The organism is Nocardia sp. NPDC051750 (genome assembly GCF_044453135.1).
Classification (GTDB): domain Bacteria; phylum Actinomycetota; class Actinomycetes; order Mycobacteriales; family Mycobacteriaceae; genus Nocardia.
In genome coordinates, this window is the sequence record NZ_JBITCK010000008.1 from 48,194 (window position 1) to 67,826 (window position 19,633).

Genomic DNA, 19,633 nt, shown 5'->3' on the forward strand with positions numbered 1-19,633 from the left:
CCGGATCGTGCTGCGGGTGCGGCATCGGCTGTGGCCCGCCGGCAGAGGCGAGCCGGTGGGGTCCGCTATTCCGGTTTCCGGCGACCGGATTTGCTGAGCCGGAACTCCGGCGGGAAGCGGCTGTCGTTGTCCTTGACCGAGTTGTTCAGGCCGCCGTCGAAGGCGTTGTCCAGCATCAGATCGTTGTCGTCGGCGTGGATATGGCCGCCCATGGATTCGAAGAATCCGCTGAGCAGGCTGCCCATGTACTCGCCCTGCTGCTGTTTCATGATCTCGAAGAAAACCTTCTGCATGAACACCGTGTCCGTCGGACGGTTACGGGCACAGGCCAGCGCGTATTTATCGGTTTCGGCTTCCAGGTCTGCGCGCGGTACGACACTGTTGAGGAAGTTGCAGTCGGCCATTTCCGCCGCGGAGAACGCGCGGCCGGTGAACACCATTTCCTGGAACTTGCGCAACCCCATGGTCTGCGCCCAGGTCCACATGCGCGGACCCCAGCCGTAGTAGCGGAACGACGGGTGGCCGAAGAGCGCGTCGTCGGAGGAGATCACCAGATCGGCGTCGGCGGCCTGGTAGAAGTGCCAGCCGTAGCAGTAGCCCTTCACCTCGACGATGCTGATCTTCTTGAACTCCTGCAGGCTGCGGCACCCGGCCTGGGCGTTGGCGTACCACTGGCTGATGGAGGCGCCGTGCCGGAAGGATTGCTTCGGCGGGTATGTGACGTCGTCTTCCGGGCCGATCTTGTACTCGCTGAGCCGCGGGCCCTGATCCGGGTCGTTCTGCACGGCCATGAACTCGCCGAGATCGGCACCGGACCCGAAATCGTCGCCCGCGCCGCGGATCACCAGCACCTTGACGTCGTCGTCGATACTGGCCCGGTGGATCAGATCGCCGTAGCGCAGCCGCGCGGCCATGGTCGGGGCGTTGAGTTGATCCGGGCGGTCGAAGGTGATGGTCGCGATCCGGGTCGCGGGATCCTTCGCATAGCGGATGATCTCCTCGGCGCTGGGCCGGTCGGGGGCGGAGTTCGTTCCGGCACCGTTATCGTCGGACATCCGCGTCCTTCCCTTCGTTCTCGCCTCGGGTGCCGGTCACGGCTTCTCCCAGTACGGGCTGGTGGTCAGCACCTTGGGTCCGTCGTCGCCGATGAGCACCGCGTCACGGGTGAACACGGCGCCGACACCCTCGGCCCAGACATAACCGGTGACCGCCAGGACCATGCCGGGTTCGAGTGGTTCGGCCTCGGCGGTGGCGCGCAGCGCCGGTGCCACGACCGGTGGGTCGAAACCCATGCCGAGCCCGCGGGCGACCGGCATCGCGGGCAGGGGCTCACCCACGTCCAGGTAGGCATCGAGCAACCCGGATGCCGGAGCGCCGGGGCGGCAGGCCCGTAACAGGCTCTCCCACAGTCGATTCCAGCGCCCGTACAGATTGTCGATTGCCCGGGTCGCCGGTCCGACCGGCCACGTCCGTCCGACCTCACCGATATACCCGTCACCGAGAACACCGGAAGAGAAGGCGACCAGATCGCCTTCCTGGACCCGGCGGTCGTCGGTCGCCCGCTGCCACGGATGGTTGCGGGCGGTCACCCACGCCGCGTCCTGGGTGGCGGGTGTGCTCACCCCGCCGGCCGCGCAGGCTTCCAGCAGTGCGCCCGCCAGCGCCTGTTCGGTGACACCGGGAGCGAGCCGGGCCAGCGCGGCGGCGAGGCCGTGCTCGGCGACGCGCAGCCCGGCGCGCATCATGTCGATCTCCGCCGCGAGCTTGATCCGCCGCGCCGCCCGGAACGCGAGTTCGCCGTCGACGATCTCCGCGTTGGGGAACGCGAAGGGTAGCAGCTGGGCGAAGGCCGGTGACAGGGCATCGGTACCCACGCGGCGGGCGGTTGCGGCGCCGTCGATATCGCGCAGTACCGCCATGAGGTTGCGGGGGTCCCACATGGTTTCGTACAGGTTCGCGTGCGGGATGTCCTCGGGGATTCCCTCGTCCCAGGTGCTGTGCAGGTGCACCGAGCCGGTCTGCCGGAACAGCAGCGCGACCGGGCCGAACGGCCGGGTCCCGGCCACCCACAGCTGGGGGGCGCCCGACAGATAGCGGGCGTTGGCCTGTCGTCCGGCGATGAGCACATCGAGATCATGGGTTTGCATCTGTGCCAGCACACGGTCGCGGCGCCCAACCCGCAGCGCGCGATCGTCCGGCAGGATCTCAGTCGCCATAGGGGGCATAGGTGTAGTCGGTGAGAGGCATCCAGCCTCCGTCGGTTACCACCACGATCTCCTCACTGCGATAGCCGCCGGTGCCGTCCTCCCACACCACGGGTTCGAGGACCAGCACCATGCCGGGTCGGAGCACGAAATTGTCGTCGAATTCGGCGCCGAGATCGGTGCCGATCATCGGCATTTCGGCGGCGCTCACGCCGATTCCGTGCGAGATGTAGAAATGCGGGAGCCAGGGCCGGCGCCCGCCGGCCGCTTCGGTCGCCGCCTGGGCGAGCTGGGAAGCGGTGGCGCCGGGGCGGATCTGCGCGAGAACCGCCTGCAGGATATGGCGCCACTGCTGGTACTGCGCCTGCTGGCGCGGGGTCGGATCCTGTCCGACGATCCAGGTGCGGCCGAAATCCGAGCAGTAGCCGTTGTAGGTGATGCTGACATCGGTCCACAGCACATCGCCGGCCTTCAGTTCCCGCTCGGTGGTGAGCAGGGGCAGCGCGAGATCGCCGTGGGTGGTCCACACCCCATCGGCTTTGCTGTCCGGCATGACCTGCCAGATGGCGTCGAGCATATTCGCGGTGGCGCCGAGCTCGAACGCCCGCCGCACGAAACCCGCGGACAGATCGATCTGGCGCCGGCCGGGTGCCAGCGAGGCCTGGACGTCGACGACCGCTTCCTCGGTGATCCGGCACGCCTTGCGGATACAGGACAGCTCGTCGGGGGTTTTGATCAGCTTTGCGGGTCCGATCACGGTGGCCGCGTCCACGGGCCGACCGCCCGGGAAGAGCCGGTCCCGCGCGCGCAGCATGGCTCCGGTGAATTCGTCCACCGCGATCGTGGCGCCGGGCCGGACGAGTCCGGCGAGTATCCGTCCGAAATCCGCGACGCCCTCGTCGAATTCGAGGTACACCGGCGGATGCAGGTGGTCGGCGGGCAGCTCGGTTTCGGCCGCGGCACCGGCGCGGAACGGCAGGAACAGATGGGGCCATTCGTCGTCCACGGTGACCACCGCCACCGGCCGTTCGACATGGGCGAGCCCGGCGTCACCCAGCGGCCAATTCGCCCCGGTCGCGTAGACGACATTGTTGTTCAGCAGCAGGATCGCCGCGTCGACCCCGCGTTCGGCCATGGCCGAACGCAGGCGAGCCCCGGTCTCCCGGCGCATCCGCGCGCGGTCCGGGAGGTCGGGTATATCGATCGCCGCGGTCGTCGCGGCGGTGAATGCGGTCATTGAACGTGGTCCTTTTCGGCGTGGCGCGGGCCTATACCCCCAGGAATTCCTTGATGTTTCCGCTGACGATGCGGGCGGCCTGCTCGGGTCCGACCGCCTCGACGACACCGGCCAGGGATTTCTCGGAGTAGCCGAAGGTGCTCTCGTTGTGCGGATAGTCCGACGACCACATCACCCGGTCGACGCCGATCCGGTCGATGACGGCCAGGCCCAGCGGGTCCACCATGAACGAGGCCCGCATATGGTTCTCCCAGTAGTGGCGCACCTCGTGGTCCAGCGGACGGTTGTACATATGCCGGTAGGACGCGTTCATATGCTCGGCGTCCTGCAGCGCCGCGGCGACCCAGTTGATCCCGCCCTCGAACCAGCCGATCTGCAGGCCGGGATGGCGGTCGATGATGCCGCTGAAGATGTACTTGGAGAACAACTCCCGGAACGGGGCGACATTGTGCATCATCCCGACCACGACGCTGTTCACTTCGCACGGGGCCGACAGCGGTGATTCGCCGATATGGTGCGATACCGGGACACCGGATTCCTCGATGGCGTCCCAGACGCCGATCATCGAGGTGCTGCCGTAGTCGATGACAGCGCCGTCGTCGTCCTTGCCCGCCGACAGGGGCAGCAGGAAAGTCTTGAGCCCCAGCGCTTTCAGTTCGGCCAGTGTCCGGCGGGCACCCTCGGCATCCCACCAGTTGATCAGCCCGACGCCGTACAAGCTGCCACCGGAACGTTCCTGCACCTCGGCGATGTACTCGTTGTAGATGCGGAAGCAGCGTTCGCGGACGGCCTTGTCCGGGTAGAACAGCAGGGCCAGCAGTGAATTGGGGAAGGCCAGTTCTTTGTCGATGCCGTCGGCGCGCAGATCCGCCAGGCGGGCCTCGAGGTTGGTGCTGCCGGACCCGTCCAGGGGGTCGTACTGCATCAGCACGCGACTGAAGTCACCCGGCAGGAACGACTTTCCCTTGCGCCCGATCTGGTAGGCCCCCTCCTCGTACCACACCCGGGGTGCCTTGTCCCGGAGCTCCTCCGGGAAGCGTTCGTAGAAGATGTCGTCCGCGAGCGAGATGTGGTTGTCGGCGGAGAAGACCTCGGTGCCGGCCGGGAGTCCGAGGGTGCCCTCGGCGTGGCCGCGGCGATCCTTCGGCGGGCCGAAGCCCTGCGGAGGATAGAGCGGAGCACTGCTGGGCGAAGTCGGCATCGTGACCCTCCAATGGATCGTTTGATTCGCGAATTTGCCGTCGGCGGTCGTCACCCCTGGGCTGCCGGGTTGCCTTCACGGTGTTATAGCGATCCGATATGACATACCCGCCGCCCGCTGGGCGGAGTGGGCGGCCAGGTGTCGGGTGGGTGACCCGCCAAGCTGAAAACGACATTATCACAATAGGAGAGTGGCGTTCTACAGGTTGGCGCGTTTTCCCTGTTCCCTCGCGGTTGAAGGCGTGAGAATGCTATTTTCAACTGGGTTTTCTGGTCAGGAAACGGAAGCGTTTCGGCGGTGGATTCGCGGTCCGCGCCACCCCTGGGCCGCAGGTGGGGCCCCAGCGTGGGAGCAACTTCTCTGTAACCCTTGTCACAGGATCGAAACCAACCTACTGTGTGTTCACTAGGTTTGTTAGATCGGGGTTCGGACCATGACAGCTCCTCGTCCTTATGCCTCACTCCTCGCCAAGGGGGAGGATCGGAGGCAGCGCATTCTCGCCGTCGCGCAGCGTCTCCTCACCCGCAACGGCTGGCGCAGCACCACGCTCGCGCAGATCGCCGGAGAGGCCGGAGTGACTTCCGCGGGGCTGCTGCATCATTTCTCGTCGAAAGAGCAGCTGCTGCACGCCGTCCTGGACGCCCGCGATGCCGAGGACCTGCGAGACGCGGATATCGGCGGAGATCTGATCGTCGAGATCCGCAAAGTGGTCACCCGTATGGAACGTTCTCCGGAGTTGGTCGGCACCTTCGTCGTCCTGCTCGTCGAGAACCTGACGCCCGAGGCGCCACTGCACGATCGGATGCTCGATCGGTGGCGCACGGCGGTCGAACTCGTCACCCAGGCGATTCGGCGAGGCCAGGACAGCGGCCGGTACCAGCGCGATATCGACCCGCGGATGCGCGCGGTCGAAATCGTCGCCTTCTTGAACGGAATGGAGATCTCGTGGCTGCTCGATCGTTCGATCCCGCTGGCCGACGTATTCAACGGTTACACCGAGTCGCTGGCCCGCGACTTGGCGGCGAAGGAGATGTGATGAGGTACCGGCTCGATGTAGTGGCGGCAACCGTGACCGATGCGGTCCAGTTCGCCGGCGGGTGGTTGTTCGATCGATCGGTGGCCGGGTGGGAGGTGACGGTACTGCTGGCGCAGCCGTCCGATATCCGCCCGCTGAAGATCCTCGGCGCCGAGGTCCGCGAGCTCGACTCCGTGCTGGCGACCGAGGTCCCGGGCCGGCTGCCGCAGGCGCTGGCGGTGAACGCCGACGTCTGTAGCAGGGACGGGCGTGCCCGCAAGGGTGTACTGCGGGCGCTGGAACACCGCGGAATCGAGGTCGTCGTCTGGGGTGAGGGCTGGCCGGCCGGTCAGGATCACGGTGTCGATCCGGTGCTGCACCGGCTCAGCTACGCCGCGCGGGCGTTCAAGGCGCAGGCCATGGTGGCCGCGGGACTCTCGCCGGCCGCCGTGACGCCGAGCGAGATATTCCGCAGTGGCGCCACGGAGTACGTTCCGGTGTGCGCGGACCTCGTTCCGGCAGTCTGATGTGAGGTGGGGGTAGGGGGTTGTAGAGGGGTGCGAGAACGCCCTTGTGTGGCGGATGTAGACGGCGACCGGCCGGGTCGGTAGGTGACGGGCTGACCCGGACAGTGTCGCGTGGGGCATGCGGATCACTCGATATCCGGACTGTCCGGCCGGGGCTGCCGCCGGGATTTCCGGACCCGCTGCGGCTTTTCTGCGGATTTATCCGAGCGCACTTTTTTGGGGTTCGCTTCGCATTCGTGCGAATTCACTGTCCCGGCCCGAGTCTCGGGCAAATTTGAAACGTTGAATTTCACAATTCTACCGGCTTGTCCATCCTGCAGTTCTGGGTTCCGAACAGGGGGTGTGCGAGCAAACATGCCTGTTCGCAGGGTGTTTCGGCCGCCGGTCGGCGCGGGACTTGCGGTTCTTGCGGGGGGTTCCTGAAAACTTGCCCGCAAGTATTGAATTCTCCCAATGCGGATGCCATCCTATTGGAAATCGAGAATGACATTTCCGTACCGAGATAGGTGACTGCAGGCCGGCTGGGACGGTACAGCCTTCGGATCGTGGATCCGCAGCCGTCGGCCGGTTCTGCTGATCACGCCGCGGCTCGCCTGCGAGCCGCCCGTCTCGGTGGATCGCGTCGCGCCGGCGCAGTCCGCCGAGCCGTCGATCGTTCGACAGGAGCACTTCGATGCCGAATTCCTCCTTGCCCGGGCGGGTTCCGGGTCTCCCGGGGGACCGCCCGATCGGCACGGCGGCAACCGCGTCCGACGCCGCGAGGCGCGGATGACCACCCGCACCCCGTATTGGATACAGGTCAAAGACCGATTCGACGGACCCCTGCAAACGATCGGTGGCCTGTTCGCGATGACCGCGGACGCGGTGAAATTCGCCTTCCGCCGACCCTTCCAGACCCGCGAATTCCTCGAGCAGTCGTGGTTCATCGTCCGGGTCTCCCTGGTTCCCACACTGCTGGTGGCCATCCCGTTCACCGTGCTGGTGAGCTTCACCCTGAACATCCTGCTGCGCGAATTGGGTGCCGCTGATCTCTCCGGTGCCGGTGCGGCATTCGGCGCGGTGACCCAGGTCGGCCCGATGGTCACGGTGCTGATCGTGGCCGGCTCCGGAGCCACCGCGATGTGCGCGGATCTGGGATCTCGCACGATCCGCGAGGAGATCGCGGCCATGGAGGTTCTCGGGATCGACCCGGTACAGCGGCTGGTCACCCCGCGCATGCTGGCCTCCGGATTGGTCGCGCTGCTGCTGAACAACCTGGTCTGCATCATCGGGGTGCTCGGCGGCTATGTGTTCTCGGTGTACGTGCAGGACGTCAATCCGGGCGCGTTCGTCGCCGGGATCACCCTGCTCACCGGTATCAACGAGGTGATCATCTCGTCGGTGAAAGCTCTGCTGTTCGGCCTGGTGGCCGGGATCGTCGCCTGCTACCGCGGGCTGATCGTCACCGGTGGTGCCAAAGCAGTGGGTAACGCGGTCAACGAGACCGTGGTCTATGCGTTCATGTCGCTGTTCGTCATCAATGTGATGGTCACGGCGATCGGTATCCAGTTGACGACCGGGTGAGGGGAGGTATCCGATGACAGCCTCTGAGGTTCTCAGCGCCCGGTATCCGGCGGTGATCCGCCGGCTGCGTAAACCGGTGGATGTACTCGGCCGGGTCGGCGACCATGCGATCTTCTATGTGAAGGCGCTGGCGTTCGCGCCGATGGCGGCCTGGCGGTACAAACGCGAGACGATCCGGCTGATCGCGGAGATCAGTATGGGCGCAGGCACATTGGCGGCCTTCGGCGGAACGGTGGTGATCGTCAGTTTCCTTACGCTGGCCACCGGCGGCACCCTCGCGGTGCAGGGCTACAGCTCGCTCGGCGATATCGGGATCGAGGCGCTCACCGGCTTCCTGTCCGCCTTCATCAATGTGCGGATCTCCGCGCCCGTGGTGGCGGGTATCGGCCTGGCCGCCACCTTCGGCGCCGGCGTGACCGCGCAACTGGGCGCGATGCGGATCAACGAGGAGATCGACGCACTGGAATCCATTGCGATCGAACCGATCTCCTATCTGGTCGGCACCCGGATCGTGGCCGGGATGATCGCGATCACCCCGCTCTACGCGATCGCGGTGATCGCCTCGTTCCTCGCGAGCCGGTTCACCACGGTGGTGATCCTGGGCCAGTCCTCGGGACTGTACGACCACTATTTCGCGACCTTCCTGAACCCGATCGATCTGCTCTGGTCGTTCCTGCAGGCAATACTCATGGCGATCACGATCCTGTTGATCCACACCTACTTCGGGTTCTTCGCCGCCGGCGGGCCGTCGGGAGTGGGCACGGCCGTGGGCAATGCGGTACGGACCTCGCTGATCGCCGTGGTTTCGGTGACGTTGCTGGTATCGCTGGCGGTGTACGGGTCCAACGGAAACTTCGAGTTGTCGGGGTAGGGATGGCGCTGGTGGGAAACGAAACGCACTATCGCGCCGCGGCGGACCGTCCACCGGACCGGCCGCACCCGGCGCCCGGACGCCGGCGCCGGCGCCGGCGCGACCGGCTCCGGCTGCTGGCCGCCGCCGCGGGCCGGCCGGCGGCGGGCTTCGCGGCGATCGCGGCGGGGACGGCGATCGTGGTGCTGGCGGTGACCCTGTTCCAGGGCGGATTCGCCGATACCGTCGCGGTCACCGTGCACGCGCCGCGGGCCGGGCTGGTGATGTACCCCGACGCCGAGGTGAAACTGCGCGGCGTCACCGTGGGCGCGGTGGATTCGATTGTCGAGCGCGCCGACGGGACCGCGGAGATCGAACTGGCCATCGACCGTGGCAATCTCACCCGGATTCCCCGGGACCTCACTGTGGATATCGCCTCCACCACGGTGTTCGGCGCGAAGTACATCCAGCTGGTACCGCCCGAGGAGCCATCAGGGGGCCACCTCGAGCCGGGGCAGGTGTTCGAAGCCGAACATGTGACGGTCGAGATCAATACGGTGTTCGAACAGCTCACCCAGGTGCTGGGACAGATCCAGCCGGAGAAGCTCAACGAGACCCTGGGCGCGCTCGCCAACGCGATGCGCGGGCGGGGCGACCGGGTGGGCCAGATGATGGTGGACCTGGAATCGTTCCTGGCGAAGGTCGAACCCGGGCTCCCGGCACTGCAGGCCGATCTCGCGATGGCACCGCAGGTCACCGGAACGTATGCGGACGCGGCGCCCGCCCTGCTGGAAACCGTGGGCAACGCGACGAAGATCAGCCGGACCGTGGTGGAGGAGCAACAGCAACTCGATGTGCTGTTGATGAGCCTCATCGGGCTGGCCGACACCGGAAACCGGGTGGTCGGCGACACCGGCCCCGGCCTGGTGAGCAGCATGGACGCGCTGGTACCCACCACCGACCTGACAAACCGCTATCACACCGCGCTGACCTGCGCCCTCGACGGCCTCGGATATCTGTCGTCGGTGACACCGGTGCAGGTTCCGGGTATCGGGTTGTCGGCCAACTTCCTGTGGGGTGTGGAACCGTACCGCTACCCGGACCATCTCCCGAAGGTGGCGGCCTCCGGCGGCCCGCAATGCTCGATGCTGCCGGTGGGATATGAGGACTTCCCGCCGTTCGTGGTCGCCGATGTCGGTGCCAATCCGCAGGCCGGACCGTTCCGGCCCGGGTTGACACTGAATACGGCCTCGCTGGCCCAGGCGCTGTTCGGGCCGGCCGCCGCAGGGAAGGACGCGCCGCGATGAGCAATCGCAACACCCCGCTGCTGAAGTTCGGTGTCTTCGCCGCGGTGATGGTGGTGCTGTCGGCCTGCCTGATCCTCGTATTCGGCGAGTACCGCAGCGGTTCGACCACCGAGTACTCGGCGGTGTTCGCCGATTCGTCCGGGTTGAGCACCGGGGATACGGTGCGGGTCGCGGGGGTCGTGGTGGGTTCGGTCCGCGGGGTCGAGCTCCAGGACGATCACCGGGTGCGGGTGGAATTCGACGCCGACCGTTCGCTGTCCCTCACCTCCGGAACCGAGGTCGCGGTGCGGTATCTGAACCTCGTCGGCGATCGCTATCTCGAGCTCACCGACCGGCCCGGGAACGAACTTCCGGCCGGGGGGCAGTTGCCGATCGAGAACACCACCGGGGCACTGGATCTGGACCTGCTGCTCGGTGGACTGAAACCGGTGATCCAAGGTCTCAACGCCCGCGACGTCAACGCGCTCACCTGGTCGCTGCTGGAAATCGTGCAGGGCAAAGAGGGCACCGTGAACTCCATTCTCGGCCGGACCGCGTCGTTCTCGGCCGCGCTGGCCGACAAGAACGAGATCGTCGAGCAGTTGATCGACAACCTGAACACCGTGATGAGCACCCTCGCGGCCGAGGGCGGGCAGTTCTCGGGCCTGGTGGACCGGCTCGAACAACTCATCACCCAGCTCGGCAACGATCGTGATCCGATCGCGTCCGCGATCGATTCCCTGGAAGCCGGGACGGCGACGGTGGCGGATCTGCTGTCGCAGGGCCGCGCGCCCCTGGCGGGCACGATCGACCAGGTCAACGCCCTGGCGGCGAATATCGACAATGACCGAGACACGCTCGATACCGCGTTGCAGAAGGCTCCGGAGAACTTCCGGAAGCTGGTGCGCACCGGCGCCTACGGCAATTTCATCCAGTACTACCTGTGCGATTTGACCCTGCGGGTCAACGATCTGTCCGGGCAGGTCGTGGAGATCCCGGCCGCCGTACAGACCGACGGAAGGTGCGCTCCCTGAGATGCTTCGATACCGCGGAAAACATCTACTGCGGCACGGCCTGGTCGGGATCGTGCTCATCCTCTGCGTCATCTCGCTGGGGCTGCAGTCGCAACAGGCGATCGCCTGGGGTACGACCGTCCGGTACCAGGCGGTGTTCGAGGAGGCCGGTGGCCTGGAGGCCGGTGACGAGGTGATCGTCTCCGGGGTGAAGGTCGGCACCGTGACCGACGTCGGACTCGAGCTCGGCCAGGCGCGGGTGGTGTTCACCGCCGGCGACAGGGTGTCGCTCGGCGCGTCCACTACCGCACAGATCAAAACGGGTTCACTGCTGGGCAAGCGGATCATGACGCTGGTCTCGCACGGCGACGAGCGGCTGCGCCCCATGGAAACCATTCCGGTCGAACGCACCTCCTCGCCGTATTCGCTGACCGATGCGCTCGGCGACCTGACGAGCACGACCGCCGCGATGAACACCGATTCGCTGAACAGCTCGCTGGATATGTTGTCGTCCACGCTCGATTCGATCGCGCCGCAACTGGGTCCGGCCTTCGACGGCTTGTCCGAACTGTCGAAGTCCATCAACAGCCGCAATGCGGCGCTCGGTGATCTGCTCACCGCGTCGCAGGAGGTCACCAAGATCCTCGCGGATCGCAGCGGCCAGTTGAACACCATGCTGCTCAATGCCAATACGCTGGTCGGGGTGCTCGACGAGCGCCGGCAGGCGATCGCGACCCTGCTGGCCAATACGGCGGCCGTCGCCGACCAGCTCACCCAGCTGGTCGCCGACAACGAGGCCGAACTGGGCCCGGCGCTGGACCGGCTGAACTCGGTGGCCGACGTGCTGCAGCGCAACCGGGACAATATCGCCAAGGCGATCCCGGGTCTGGCGAAAACCGCACTCACCCAAGGTGAAGCGGTGTCCGGCGGCCCGTTCTACAACGCCTATGTCGCCAACCTGATTCCGGCCCAATGGATCCGGCCGTTCGTCGACGCAGCGTTCGCCGGCGCGGTCCCACCACCACCTGTACCGCAACCGGGGGCGCCACGATGACGCGGAAACTGATCATCCGGCTGGCGGCCGGCGCCCTGGCTCTGGCGGTGCTGGCCGCCGCCTTCGTCGTGGTGAACCGCACGCTGTTCGCGCCGGCCACCGTCCGCGCGATCTTCACCACCGCCACGGCGATCTACCCCGGCGACGATGTCCGGGTGTCCGGGGTGAAGGTCGGCACCATCGCCGGTATCGAGCCCCGGGGCGCCACCGTCGAGATGACATTGCACGTCGACCGGGGTGTGGATATCCCGGCCGACGCGGGTGCGGTGATCGTCGCCCAGAGCCTGGTGGACTCGCGCTATGTCCAGCTCACCCCGGCCTACCGCGGGGACGGCCCGACCATGGCCGACGGCGCGGTGATCCCACTGGAACGCACCGCGATCCCGGTCGAATGGGACCAGATCAAGACGCAGCTGACCCGGCTGGCCACCGAACTGGGGCCCGACGGAGATCAGAGCTCCGGCCCGGCCGGGCGGTTCATCGACAGTGCTGCCAACGCCCTCGCGGGCAACGGCGGCAAACTGCGGGAGGTGCTGGCCCAGCTGTCGGGGGTCGGGCGGATCCTGGCCGACGGGAGCGGCGATATCGCGGCCACCATCCAGAACCTGCAGGTCTTCGTCACGGCGCTGCGCGACAGCAATGTGCAGATCGTGCAGTTCGAGAACCGGCTGGCGACCCTGACCAGTGTGCTGTCCGACAGTCGCTCCGATCTCGACGCGGCACTGTCCAATCTGTCCATCGCGGTCGGTGAGGTCCAGCGGTTCGTCTCGGAGAACCGGGACAAGGCGAGCGAGCAGGTGGGCCGGTTGGCCGATGTGACGCAGAACCTCGTCGACAACCGCGGCGAACTCGAGGAGCTGCTGCATATCTTCCCGACCAGCCTGGCCAACTTCTACAACATCTACAACCCTGATACCGGCACCGAGGCAGGGGTTTTCGTGCTGAACAACTTCTCCAACCCGATCGAGTTCGTCTGCGGTGGTATCGCCAGCGTGGAGAACATCGGGGCCGAGGAGGCGGCGCGTAAATGCCGCGACTACCTCGGTCCGGTTCTCGGGCTGCTCAACTTCAACTATCTGCCGGTACCGGTGAATCCCGGTCTCGGACCTTCGGCCGATCCGAAGAACATCATCTACAGCGAACCCGATCTCGTTCCGCCGGCCGCGGCCCCGGCTCCACCACCGGCGCCCGCACCGGCACCACCGGTGCCTTCGCTGGCGGATATCCTCTTCCCCGGCGGGCGGTGACCAGATGTCGAAACCGGGTTATCGGACGAAGTTCCGCAGAGTCGTCCTGGGCTGTGCGTGTGTCCTGCTCACGGCCACCGGCTGTACTTGGGACGGGGTCAATTCCCTGCCGCTGCCGGGTGCCACCGGCCGCGGGGCCGATGCCACCCTGCTGTACGTGGAGATGGCCGATGTCGGCACGCTGACCCCGAATTCGCCGGTGCTGATCGACAATGTCGTGGTCGGCAGTATCGGCGATATCAAAGTAGAGAATTGGCACGCGCTGGTGGAAGTGTCCATCCAGCCGGGCCAGGTCGTGCCGGCCAATGCCCATGCCCATGTCGGCCAGACCAGTCTGCTGGGGTCGATGCATCTGGCGCTCGATCCTCCACCCGGGCAACCGCCGCAGGGGCAGCTCGAGCCCGGCGCGCGTATCGGACTGGACGAGACCGGGACCTATCCGTCGACGGAACAGACGCTGGCGTCGTTGTCGGTGGTGGTCAACGGAGGTGGTCTCGGGCAGATCGGCGATATCGTCGGCAGTCTCAGCGCGGCCTTCGAGGGTCGCGAGACGAATATCCGCGCACTGCTGGACCGTCTCGATGTCTTCATGGGCACGCTCGACGGGCAGCGCGCCGATATCATCGCCACCATCGACAACCTGAACCGCTTGGGTGGCACTTTCGCGGCTCAGCGCGATGTGCTCACCGAAGCGCTGCAGAAGGTTCCGCCCGCGCTGGATGTACTCATCGCCGAACGTCCCGATCTGGTCACCGCGCTGGATCGGCTGCGCACCTTCAGCGACACCACCAACGGGGTCCTGACGACCGTGCACGACGATCTGCTCGCGAACCTGCGCAATCTGGAACCCACGCTGAAGGCGCTGGCCGATGTGGGGCCGGATATCAACTCGGCGCTCCAGTTCGCGACGGTGTTCCCCTACGGGCAGTACCTGGTCGACAACGGTGTGCGCGGCGATTTCATCAACCTGTTCGCCACCGTCGACCTCACCATCCCCCGACTGCGTCGCGAACTGCTGCTGGGCACACCGTGGGGCGATCCGACCGCCGTGATCCAGGCGGCCGTCGGTGATCCGGGCTATGCCGAACAGACCAAGGATCCACTCGGGTTCGGGGTGACCCCGCCCCCGGTCGCGGCCCCCGCCCCGGCCCCGGCGCCGCCGCCCGCACCCGTTCCGGCCCCGGCGCCCCCTCCGGCACCCGCCCCCATTCCCGGTCTGCCGTTCCCGCTGCCGGAGATCCAGCTTCCCCAGATTCCCGGGATTGGAGGCGGCTGATGCTGCTGTCCCGTTTCGTCCGTGCCCAGCTGATCATCTTCAGTATCCTGTCGGTGATCGGGCTGGTCGTGATGTCGGTGATGTACATGAAACTGCCGACCCTCGCCGGTATCGGCACCATCGGCGTCACCGTGGATCTTCCGGAGGCCGGTGGCCTCTATCGCTTCGGCAATGTGACCTACCGCGGCATCCGGGTCGGCAAGGTGACCGGCGTCGAGCTCACCGGTGACGGTGTCCGGGCGACGCTGGCCATCGACGGCTCCTATCAAATTCCCACGGACCTGACCGCCGAGGTGCGCAGCGTCTCGGCGGTGGGTGAACAGTACGTGGATCTGCTGCCGCGCACCGATTCCCCGCCGTATCTGTACGACGGTGCCGTCGTCGAACGCCGCGATACCGCGGTGCCGCAACCGGTGGGCCCGATGCTCGACAAACTGAGCGCCCTGGTAGATACCATCCCCAAGGACGATCTGAAACGCCTGCTCGACGAGATGTTCGCCGGAGTCAACGGCGCGAGCTACGACCTGGATTCGCTGCTCACCTCGGCCGAGAAACTGACCGCCGATATGAACGGCGCGGGCGATGCCACCCGGACCCTGGTCCAGGATGCACAACCGCTGCTCGACACCCAGGTGCAGACGGCCGACGCGATCCGCATCTGGACCCGTGCCACCGCGGATGTGACGGGTCAGCTGGTGGCCAACGATCCGCAGATCCGCACCGTGCTGCATTCCGGGCCGGGTTTCGCCGAGGAAGTATCCGCACTGCTGGACTCGGTGGATCTGACGCTGCCCGTGCTGCTGTCCAACCTGACCTCGGTGGGGCAGCTCGCGGTCACCTACAACGCGGGCCTGGAACAACTGCTGGTCCTGCTGCCGCCGGTGGTCTCGCTGGTGCAAGCGGTCCAGCCGACCAAGAACGCGTCCGGGCTGGGCATCGGTGACTTCCGGGTCAGCGGTGTCTCCGATCCGCCGGCCTGCACCCTCGGCTTCCTGCCGCCCTCGGAGTGGCGATCCCCGCAGGACACCACCACGATCGACACCCCGGACAACCTGTATTGCAAACTGCCGCAGGATCATCCGGTCGCGGTGCGCGGTGCCCGCAACATCCCCTGCGCCAACGATCCCGCCAAACGCGCGCCGACAGCCGCCATCTGCAACAGCGATCAGGATTTCGTGCCGGTAGCGCCGGAGCAGCCGGTGGTCGGACCGTACCCGCGTGACCCCGAACTCGAGGAGCAAGGGATCCCGCCGGATTCACGTTTCGCTCCGCCGCCCGGAAACGCGCCGGCCGCCGCGACAACTCCGGCCCCGGCCGCCGCCCCGGCGGTCGCCTACGCCCAATACGACCCGAGCACCGGTGAGTACTTGGCACCCGACGGTCAGCTCTACCGCCAGACGGACCTGGTGGCCGACAGTCACGGCAGCTGGGAGGAAATGCTTCCGCACTGACGTCCCGCACCCGGGCGGAATTCCGCTGCCCGGGGCGGGAAGCGTGGTGCAACGCGCGCGGCACAAACGCACCGAGGGTGGGAGCAGAGATTCTGCTCTGTCGCGGTCAGCTCCGCGGCAGGCCGAGGACGCGCTGGGCGATGATATTGCGCTGGATCTCGGAGGTCCCGCCCGCGATGGTGCCGGAGAAGCTGCGCAGATACCGTTCGAACCAGCTCGGCGCGTGATCCTCGAGATTGAGCAGGCTGTGCCGGGAAGTGACAGCGGGATGTTCGAGACCCTCCGCCCCGGCGGCGTCCAGCGCGGCTTCCAGGCCGCGTTGTACGCTCTCGGACCCCAGCAGTTTCAGGACCGACAGCGCGGCGACATCCGTTTCGCCGCGCGCTTCCTTGGCCAGGGCCGCCGACCCCAGCAGCTCGAGTGCCTGCAGATCCATGACCGCGGTGGCGAAATGATCGGCGTCGAGTTCGGTGCGCGGTACGAAGTCCTGTACCAGTATGCGCAGGCGCTGGGCGAAGCTCATCCACAGCAGGGTGCGTTCGTGGCCGAGGGAGCCGGTGGCCACCGTCCAGCCCTGGTTCAGCTCGCCGACCAGGTTCTCCGCCGGCACCCGGGCGTCTTCGAAGAACACCTCGTTGAAGTCCAGATCGTCCGCGGCGCAGGCCGAGGCGAAGGGGCGGCGGCGGACGCCGGGAGTGTCGGTGGGGATCAGCAGCACCGAAATGCCCTTGTGCTTGGGGGCGTCGGGGTCGGTGCGGACGAAGGTGAGGATGACATCGGAGTCGTGCGCGCCGGAGGTCCACACCTTCTGCCCGTTGACCACGAAATGGTCGCCGTCGCGGACGGCGCGGGTGCGCAACCCGGCCAGGTCCGAACCGGCTCCCGGCTCACTCATCCCGAGCGCCGCGGGCATCTCACCGCGCAGAATCGGGACCGCCCAGCGCTGCTGTTGCTCAGGCGTGCCGAAAGTGATCAGCGAGGCGGCGATAATGCTCTGCCCCTGCGGGTTACAGCTTTCGTAGATCTTGCGGGCGCCGAGTTCCTCGCGGTGCACATACTGCTGCAGGACGGTCGCGTTGCGGCCGCCGAACTCGGGCGGATATCCGGGGACCAGCCAGCCGTGGTCGAACTGGGTGCTCTGCCAGGCGCGTGACCATGCGGGCACGTGTGAGCTCGAACGCGGTCGATCGGTGGCGACCGCTTCAGGCGGCAGATGCTCGTCGAGGAACGCGATGAACTCGGCGCGGAACTGCTCCACGTCCTCGTCGAAAGTCAGCTGCACTGTGTACCTCCTTTGGCCGAGTATGAGAATATCATTCTCTCATCGGGATATTCTAGTTTCCGTGGGCGGTGTGACCGGGCCGGACAACGGGGTTCGCGCCCGGTGGACACAGTGATGGGAGGTACAGCCATGCGGAGTGTCGGCAGTGGGCTGACCCTGCAGCAGCGGATCGATGCACGGTCGGTGCGAACTACCGAACTCTTCGGCAGCGAGCAGGTGCATCGTTTCCTGGATGCGGCGCGGGTGCTGATCACCGAGCGGGGCAGTACCGATTTCACCATGCATGAGGTGGTCGACCAGGCGGGCCAGTCGCTGCGCAGCTTCTATCTGCTCTTCGACGGTAAACACGAATTGCTCCTCGCCCTCTACGAGGAGGCGATCGCCAAGGTGGCCGGGCAGATTCGCGAGGCCACCGGTAACGATGCCGATCCGCTGGACAAGTTGCGTATCGCGGTGGAGTTGCTGTTCGAGTTCAGCCGGCCCGATCCGGGGGCGCACCGCCCGCTGTTCACCGAGTTCGCGCCCCAGTTGCTGATGTCGGACCCGATCGAGATCCAGGTCGCGCACGCGTCGCTGTTCGAACTGCTCGCCGATCTCGTGGGCGCCGCCGATGCTGCCGGATATCTGCATGCGGGGGCGCGGCCGCGCCGGATGGCCGCCATGACCCTGCAGACGGTGATGTTCGTGGCGCAGAGTGCCCGGCCCGAAGACGGCGCGCATCCGATCACCGCGGCCGAGGTGTGGAATCTGTGTGCATTCGGCGCCCTGAGCGGGCCCGCGCGTGGTTGAGTCGGGGAGCGGCCGGCCGGTTGGCCGGTCCGGGGCCGCAGGCCAGCGGATATGCTATTCTCGGTTTTCGAGAATATCGATATCACCACCGGCCGGGCGCTGGATCGCGGCGCTCGGCGTTCAGGAGCTTCTTCGATGAGCATTTCGCTACTGCTGGATATGGCGGCGTCGAGCAACCCGGACCGGGTGGCCGTCGTATCCGGCGAATCGCGGTGGACCGGTGCGGAGTTGGACACCCTTGCCCACGGTGGCGCGGGGGCGATCACCGCCTCGGGTGCCCGCAGTGTCGCGTACGTGGGTACCGGCGGAGCGCTCCTGCCGCTGCTGATCTTCGCCTCGGCCCGGGCCGGAGTGCCGTTCACACCGTTGAACTACCGCCTCAGCGCCGACAAACTCGCCGAACTGATACACCGGCTGGACGCTCCCCTCGTGATCCACGACGACGCCTACGCCGACGCGGTGGCCGGTACCGCCGAGCTGCTCTGGGATTCGGCGCAGTTTCCGGACCGGGCCCGCCGGGCCGAACCGGCCGGTGTGGAACCCGATCCGGATTCGCCCGCGGTCGTCCTGTTCACCTCGGGAACGACCTCACAGCCCAAAGCGGTCGAGCTCTCGCACAACAACCTGGTCAGCTATATCACCGGCACGGTGGAATTCGCGTCCGCCGCGGACGACGATGTCTCGCTGATCTGTGTGCCGCCCTACCATGTGGCCGGAGTGAGCGCCGCGCTGTCGAACCTCTACGCCGGCCGCAAGATGGTCTACCTGCGCAGTTTCGACCCGGGCGAATGGATCCGGCTGGTCGAGACCGAGCAGGTCACCACCGCGACGGTGGTCCCGACCATGCTGGACCGGATCGTCAGCGGGTTGAAAACCGCCGAGTCCCGGCTGCCCACGCTGCGCACCCTGGCCTACGGCGGTTCGAAAGTGGCACTGCCGCTGGTCCGGGCCGCACTGGAACTGTTGCCCGAGGTCGGTTTCGTCAACGCCTACGGGCTCACCGAAACCAGCTCCACCATCGCCGTGCTCGGCCCCGACGACCACCGCGCCGCGCTGGCCTCCGAAGACGAGAAGGTGTCCCGGCGACTCGGGTCGGTCGGGCAGCCGGTCCCCGGGATCGAGGTGCAGATCCGCGACGAGAGCGGCGCTGTCCTGCCCGCCGGCGTGACCGGAGAACTGTTCGTCCGGGGCCCGCAGGTATCCGGGCGCTACACCGGGATCGGCTCCGTGCTGGACGCCGAAGGCTGGTTCCCGACCAAGGACCTCGCGGTACTCGATGCCGACGGCTATCTGTTCATCCACGGCCGCAGCGACGACACCATTATCCGCGGGGGCGAGAACATCGCCCCGGCCGAGATCGAAGACGTACTCGTCGAACACCCCGCCGTGCACGATTGCGCGGTGGTGGGCGTGGAGGACGCCGAATGGGGACAGATCATCGTCGCGGTCGTCGTACCCGCCGAACCCGGCTCGACCCCGGATCCCGAGGACTTGCGCGCCTACGTCCGCAGCGGGCTGCGCGGTTCCCGGACCCCGGACCGGGTGGTGTTCCGCCCGGAACTGCCCGCCACCCCGACCGGGAAGGTGCTGCGCCGTGAACTGGTCGCCGAACTGACCCGCGAAACCGCCGGCGCGTAA

At 66.8% G+C, this 19,633-nt stretch carries 17 protein-coding genes; 12 read left to right on the forward strand and 5 right to left on the reverse strand.

Annotation, left to right across the window (positions count from 1 at the left end; genetic code table 11):
* Nucleotides 1-65: 65 nt before the first annotated feature.
* From ACIA75_RS31210 to ACIA75_RS31225, 4 genes are read right to left on the reverse strand one after another with little or no spacing between them, the layout of a single operon-like run.
* Nucleotides 66-1,055 carry an enoyl-CoA hydratase/isomerase family protein gene (locus tag ACIA75_RS31210; protein WP_397110468.1) on the reverse strand — a complete coding sequence of 330 codons (990 nt, stop codon included), beginning with the start codon at nucleotides 1,053-1,055 and terminating at the stop codon, nucleotides 66-68.
* A gap of 36 nt (nucleotides 1,056-1,091) precedes the next feature.
* Nucleotides 1,092-2,216 (reverse strand): M24 family metallopeptidase, encoded by a 1,125-nt coding sequence (locus ACIA75_RS31215; protein WP_397110470.1) that lies wholly within the window; start codon nucleotides 2,214-2,216, stop codon nucleotides 1,092-1,094.
* Nucleotides 2,206-3,441 (reverse strand): M24 family metallopeptidase, encoded by a 1,236-nt coding sequence (locus ACIA75_RS31220; protein WP_397110472.1) that lies wholly within the window; start codon nucleotides 3,439-3,441, stop codon nucleotides 2,206-2,208. Before ACIA75_RS31220 ends, ACIA75_RS31215 begins: the two co-directional genes overlap by 11 nt.
* 31 nt (nucleotides 3,442-3,472) lie before the next feature.
* On the reverse strand, nucleotides 3,473-4,642 hold the full coding sequence (locus ACIA75_RS31225) for an amidohydrolase family protein (RefSeq protein WP_397110474.1): 1,170 nt from the start codon (nucleotides 4,640-4,642) through the stop codon (nucleotides 3,473-3,475).
* Nucleotides 4,643-5,075: 433 nt separating this feature from the next.
* Here ACIA75_RS31225 and ACIA75_RS31230 point away from each other — a divergent pair, with 433 nt between their 5' ends.
* From ACIA75_RS31230 to ACIA75_RS31275, 10 genes are all read left to right on the forward strand, one after another.
* Nucleotides 5,076-5,678, forward strand: a complete 603-nt coding sequence (locus tag ACIA75_RS31230) for a TetR/AcrR family transcriptional regulator (RefSeq protein WP_397110476.1) — start codon at nucleotides 5,076-5,078, stop codon at nucleotides 5,676-5,678.
* On the forward strand, nucleotides 5,678-6,184 hold the full coding sequence (locus ACIA75_RS31235; protein ID WP_397110478.1) for a hypothetical protein: 507 nt from the start codon (nucleotides 5,678-5,680) through the stop codon (nucleotides 6,182-6,184). The genes ACIA75_RS31230 and ACIA75_RS31235 overlap by 1 nt, the downstream gene beginning before the upstream one ends.
* 768 nt (nucleotides 6,185-6,952) lie before the next feature.
* The gene (locus ACIA75_RS31240) at nucleotides 6,953-7,747 is read left to right on the forward strand and encodes an MlaE family ABC transporter permease (RefSeq protein ID WP_397110480.1); all 795 of its coding nucleotides are present in this window, start codon (nucleotides 6,953-6,955) and stop codon (nucleotides 7,745-7,747) included.
* Between the two features lie 13 nt (nucleotides 7,748-7,760).
* Nucleotides 7,761-8,618 carry an MlaE family ABC transporter permease gene (locus ACIA75_RS31245; RefSeq protein ID WP_397110482.1) on the forward strand — a complete coding sequence of 286 codons (858 nt, stop codon included), beginning with the start codon at nucleotides 7,761-7,763 and terminating at the stop codon, nucleotides 8,616-8,618.
* Between the two features lie 11 nt (nucleotides 8,619-8,629).
* Nucleotides 8,630-9,904, forward strand: a complete 1,275-nt coding sequence (locus ACIA75_RS31250; RefSeq protein WP_397110484.1) for an MCE family protein — start codon at nucleotides 8,630-8,632, stop codon at nucleotides 9,902-9,904.
* Nucleotides 9,901-10,917, forward strand: coding sequence for an MCE family protein (locus ACIA75_RS31255; protein WP_397110486.1), 1,017 nt, complete (start codon nucleotides 9,901-9,903; stop codon nucleotides 10,915-10,917). Before ACIA75_RS31250 ends, ACIA75_RS31255 begins: the two co-directional genes overlap by 4 nt.
* A gap of 1 nt (nucleotide 10,918) precedes the next feature.
* Nucleotides 10,919-11,950 carry an MCE family protein gene (locus ACIA75_RS31260; protein WP_397110488.1) on the forward strand — a complete coding sequence of 344 codons (1,032 nt, stop codon included), beginning with the start codon at nucleotides 10,919-10,921 and terminating at the stop codon, nucleotides 11,948-11,950.
* Complete coding sequence (locus ACIA75_RS31265) at nucleotides 11,947-13,197, forward strand: MCE family protein (RefSeq protein ID WP_397110490.1); 1,251 nt, start codon at nucleotides 11,947-11,949, stop codon at nucleotides 13,195-13,197. The genes ACIA75_RS31260 and ACIA75_RS31265 overlap by 4 nt, the downstream gene beginning before the upstream one ends.
* Before the next feature lie 4 nt (nucleotides 13,198-13,201).
* Nucleotides 13,202-14,473, forward strand: coding sequence for an MCE family protein (locus ACIA75_RS31270; protein WP_397110492.1), 1,272 nt, complete (start codon nucleotides 13,202-13,204; stop codon nucleotides 14,471-14,473).
* A gap of 2 nt (nucleotides 14,474-14,475) precedes the next feature.
* A complete protein-coding gene (locus ACIA75_RS31275) occupies nucleotides 14,476-15,924 on the forward strand; it encodes an MCE family protein (RefSeq protein ID WP_397111095.1) in 1,449 nt (482 codons plus the stop codon).
* A gap of 106 nt (nucleotides 15,925-16,030) precedes the next feature.
* Here the strand turns inward: ACIA75_RS31275 and ACIA75_RS31280 are convergent, their stop codons facing one another.
* Entirely contained in the window at nucleotides 16,031-17,206 is a 1,176-nt protein-coding gene (locus ACIA75_RS31280; protein WP_397110494.1) for an acyl-CoA dehydrogenase family protein, read from the reverse strand.
* Nucleotides 17,207-17,335: 129 nt separating this feature from the next.
* On the opposite strand from ACIA75_RS31280, the gene ACIA75_RS31285 reads away from it, so the two are divergent.
* Both ACIA75_RS31285 and ACIA75_RS31290 read left to right on the forward strand, forming a co-directional pair.
* The gene (locus tag ACIA75_RS31285; RefSeq protein WP_397110499.1) at nucleotides 17,336-17,995 is read left to right on the forward strand and encodes a TetR/AcrR family transcriptional regulator; all 660 of its coding nucleotides are present in this window, start codon (nucleotides 17,336-17,338) and stop codon (nucleotides 17,993-17,995) included.
* Between the two features lie 135 nt (nucleotides 17,996-18,130).
* Complete coding sequence (locus ACIA75_RS31290) at nucleotides 18,131-19,633, forward strand: class I adenylate-forming enzyme family protein (protein ID WP_397110501.1); 1,503 nt, start codon at nucleotides 18,131-18,133, stop codon at nucleotides 19,631-19,633.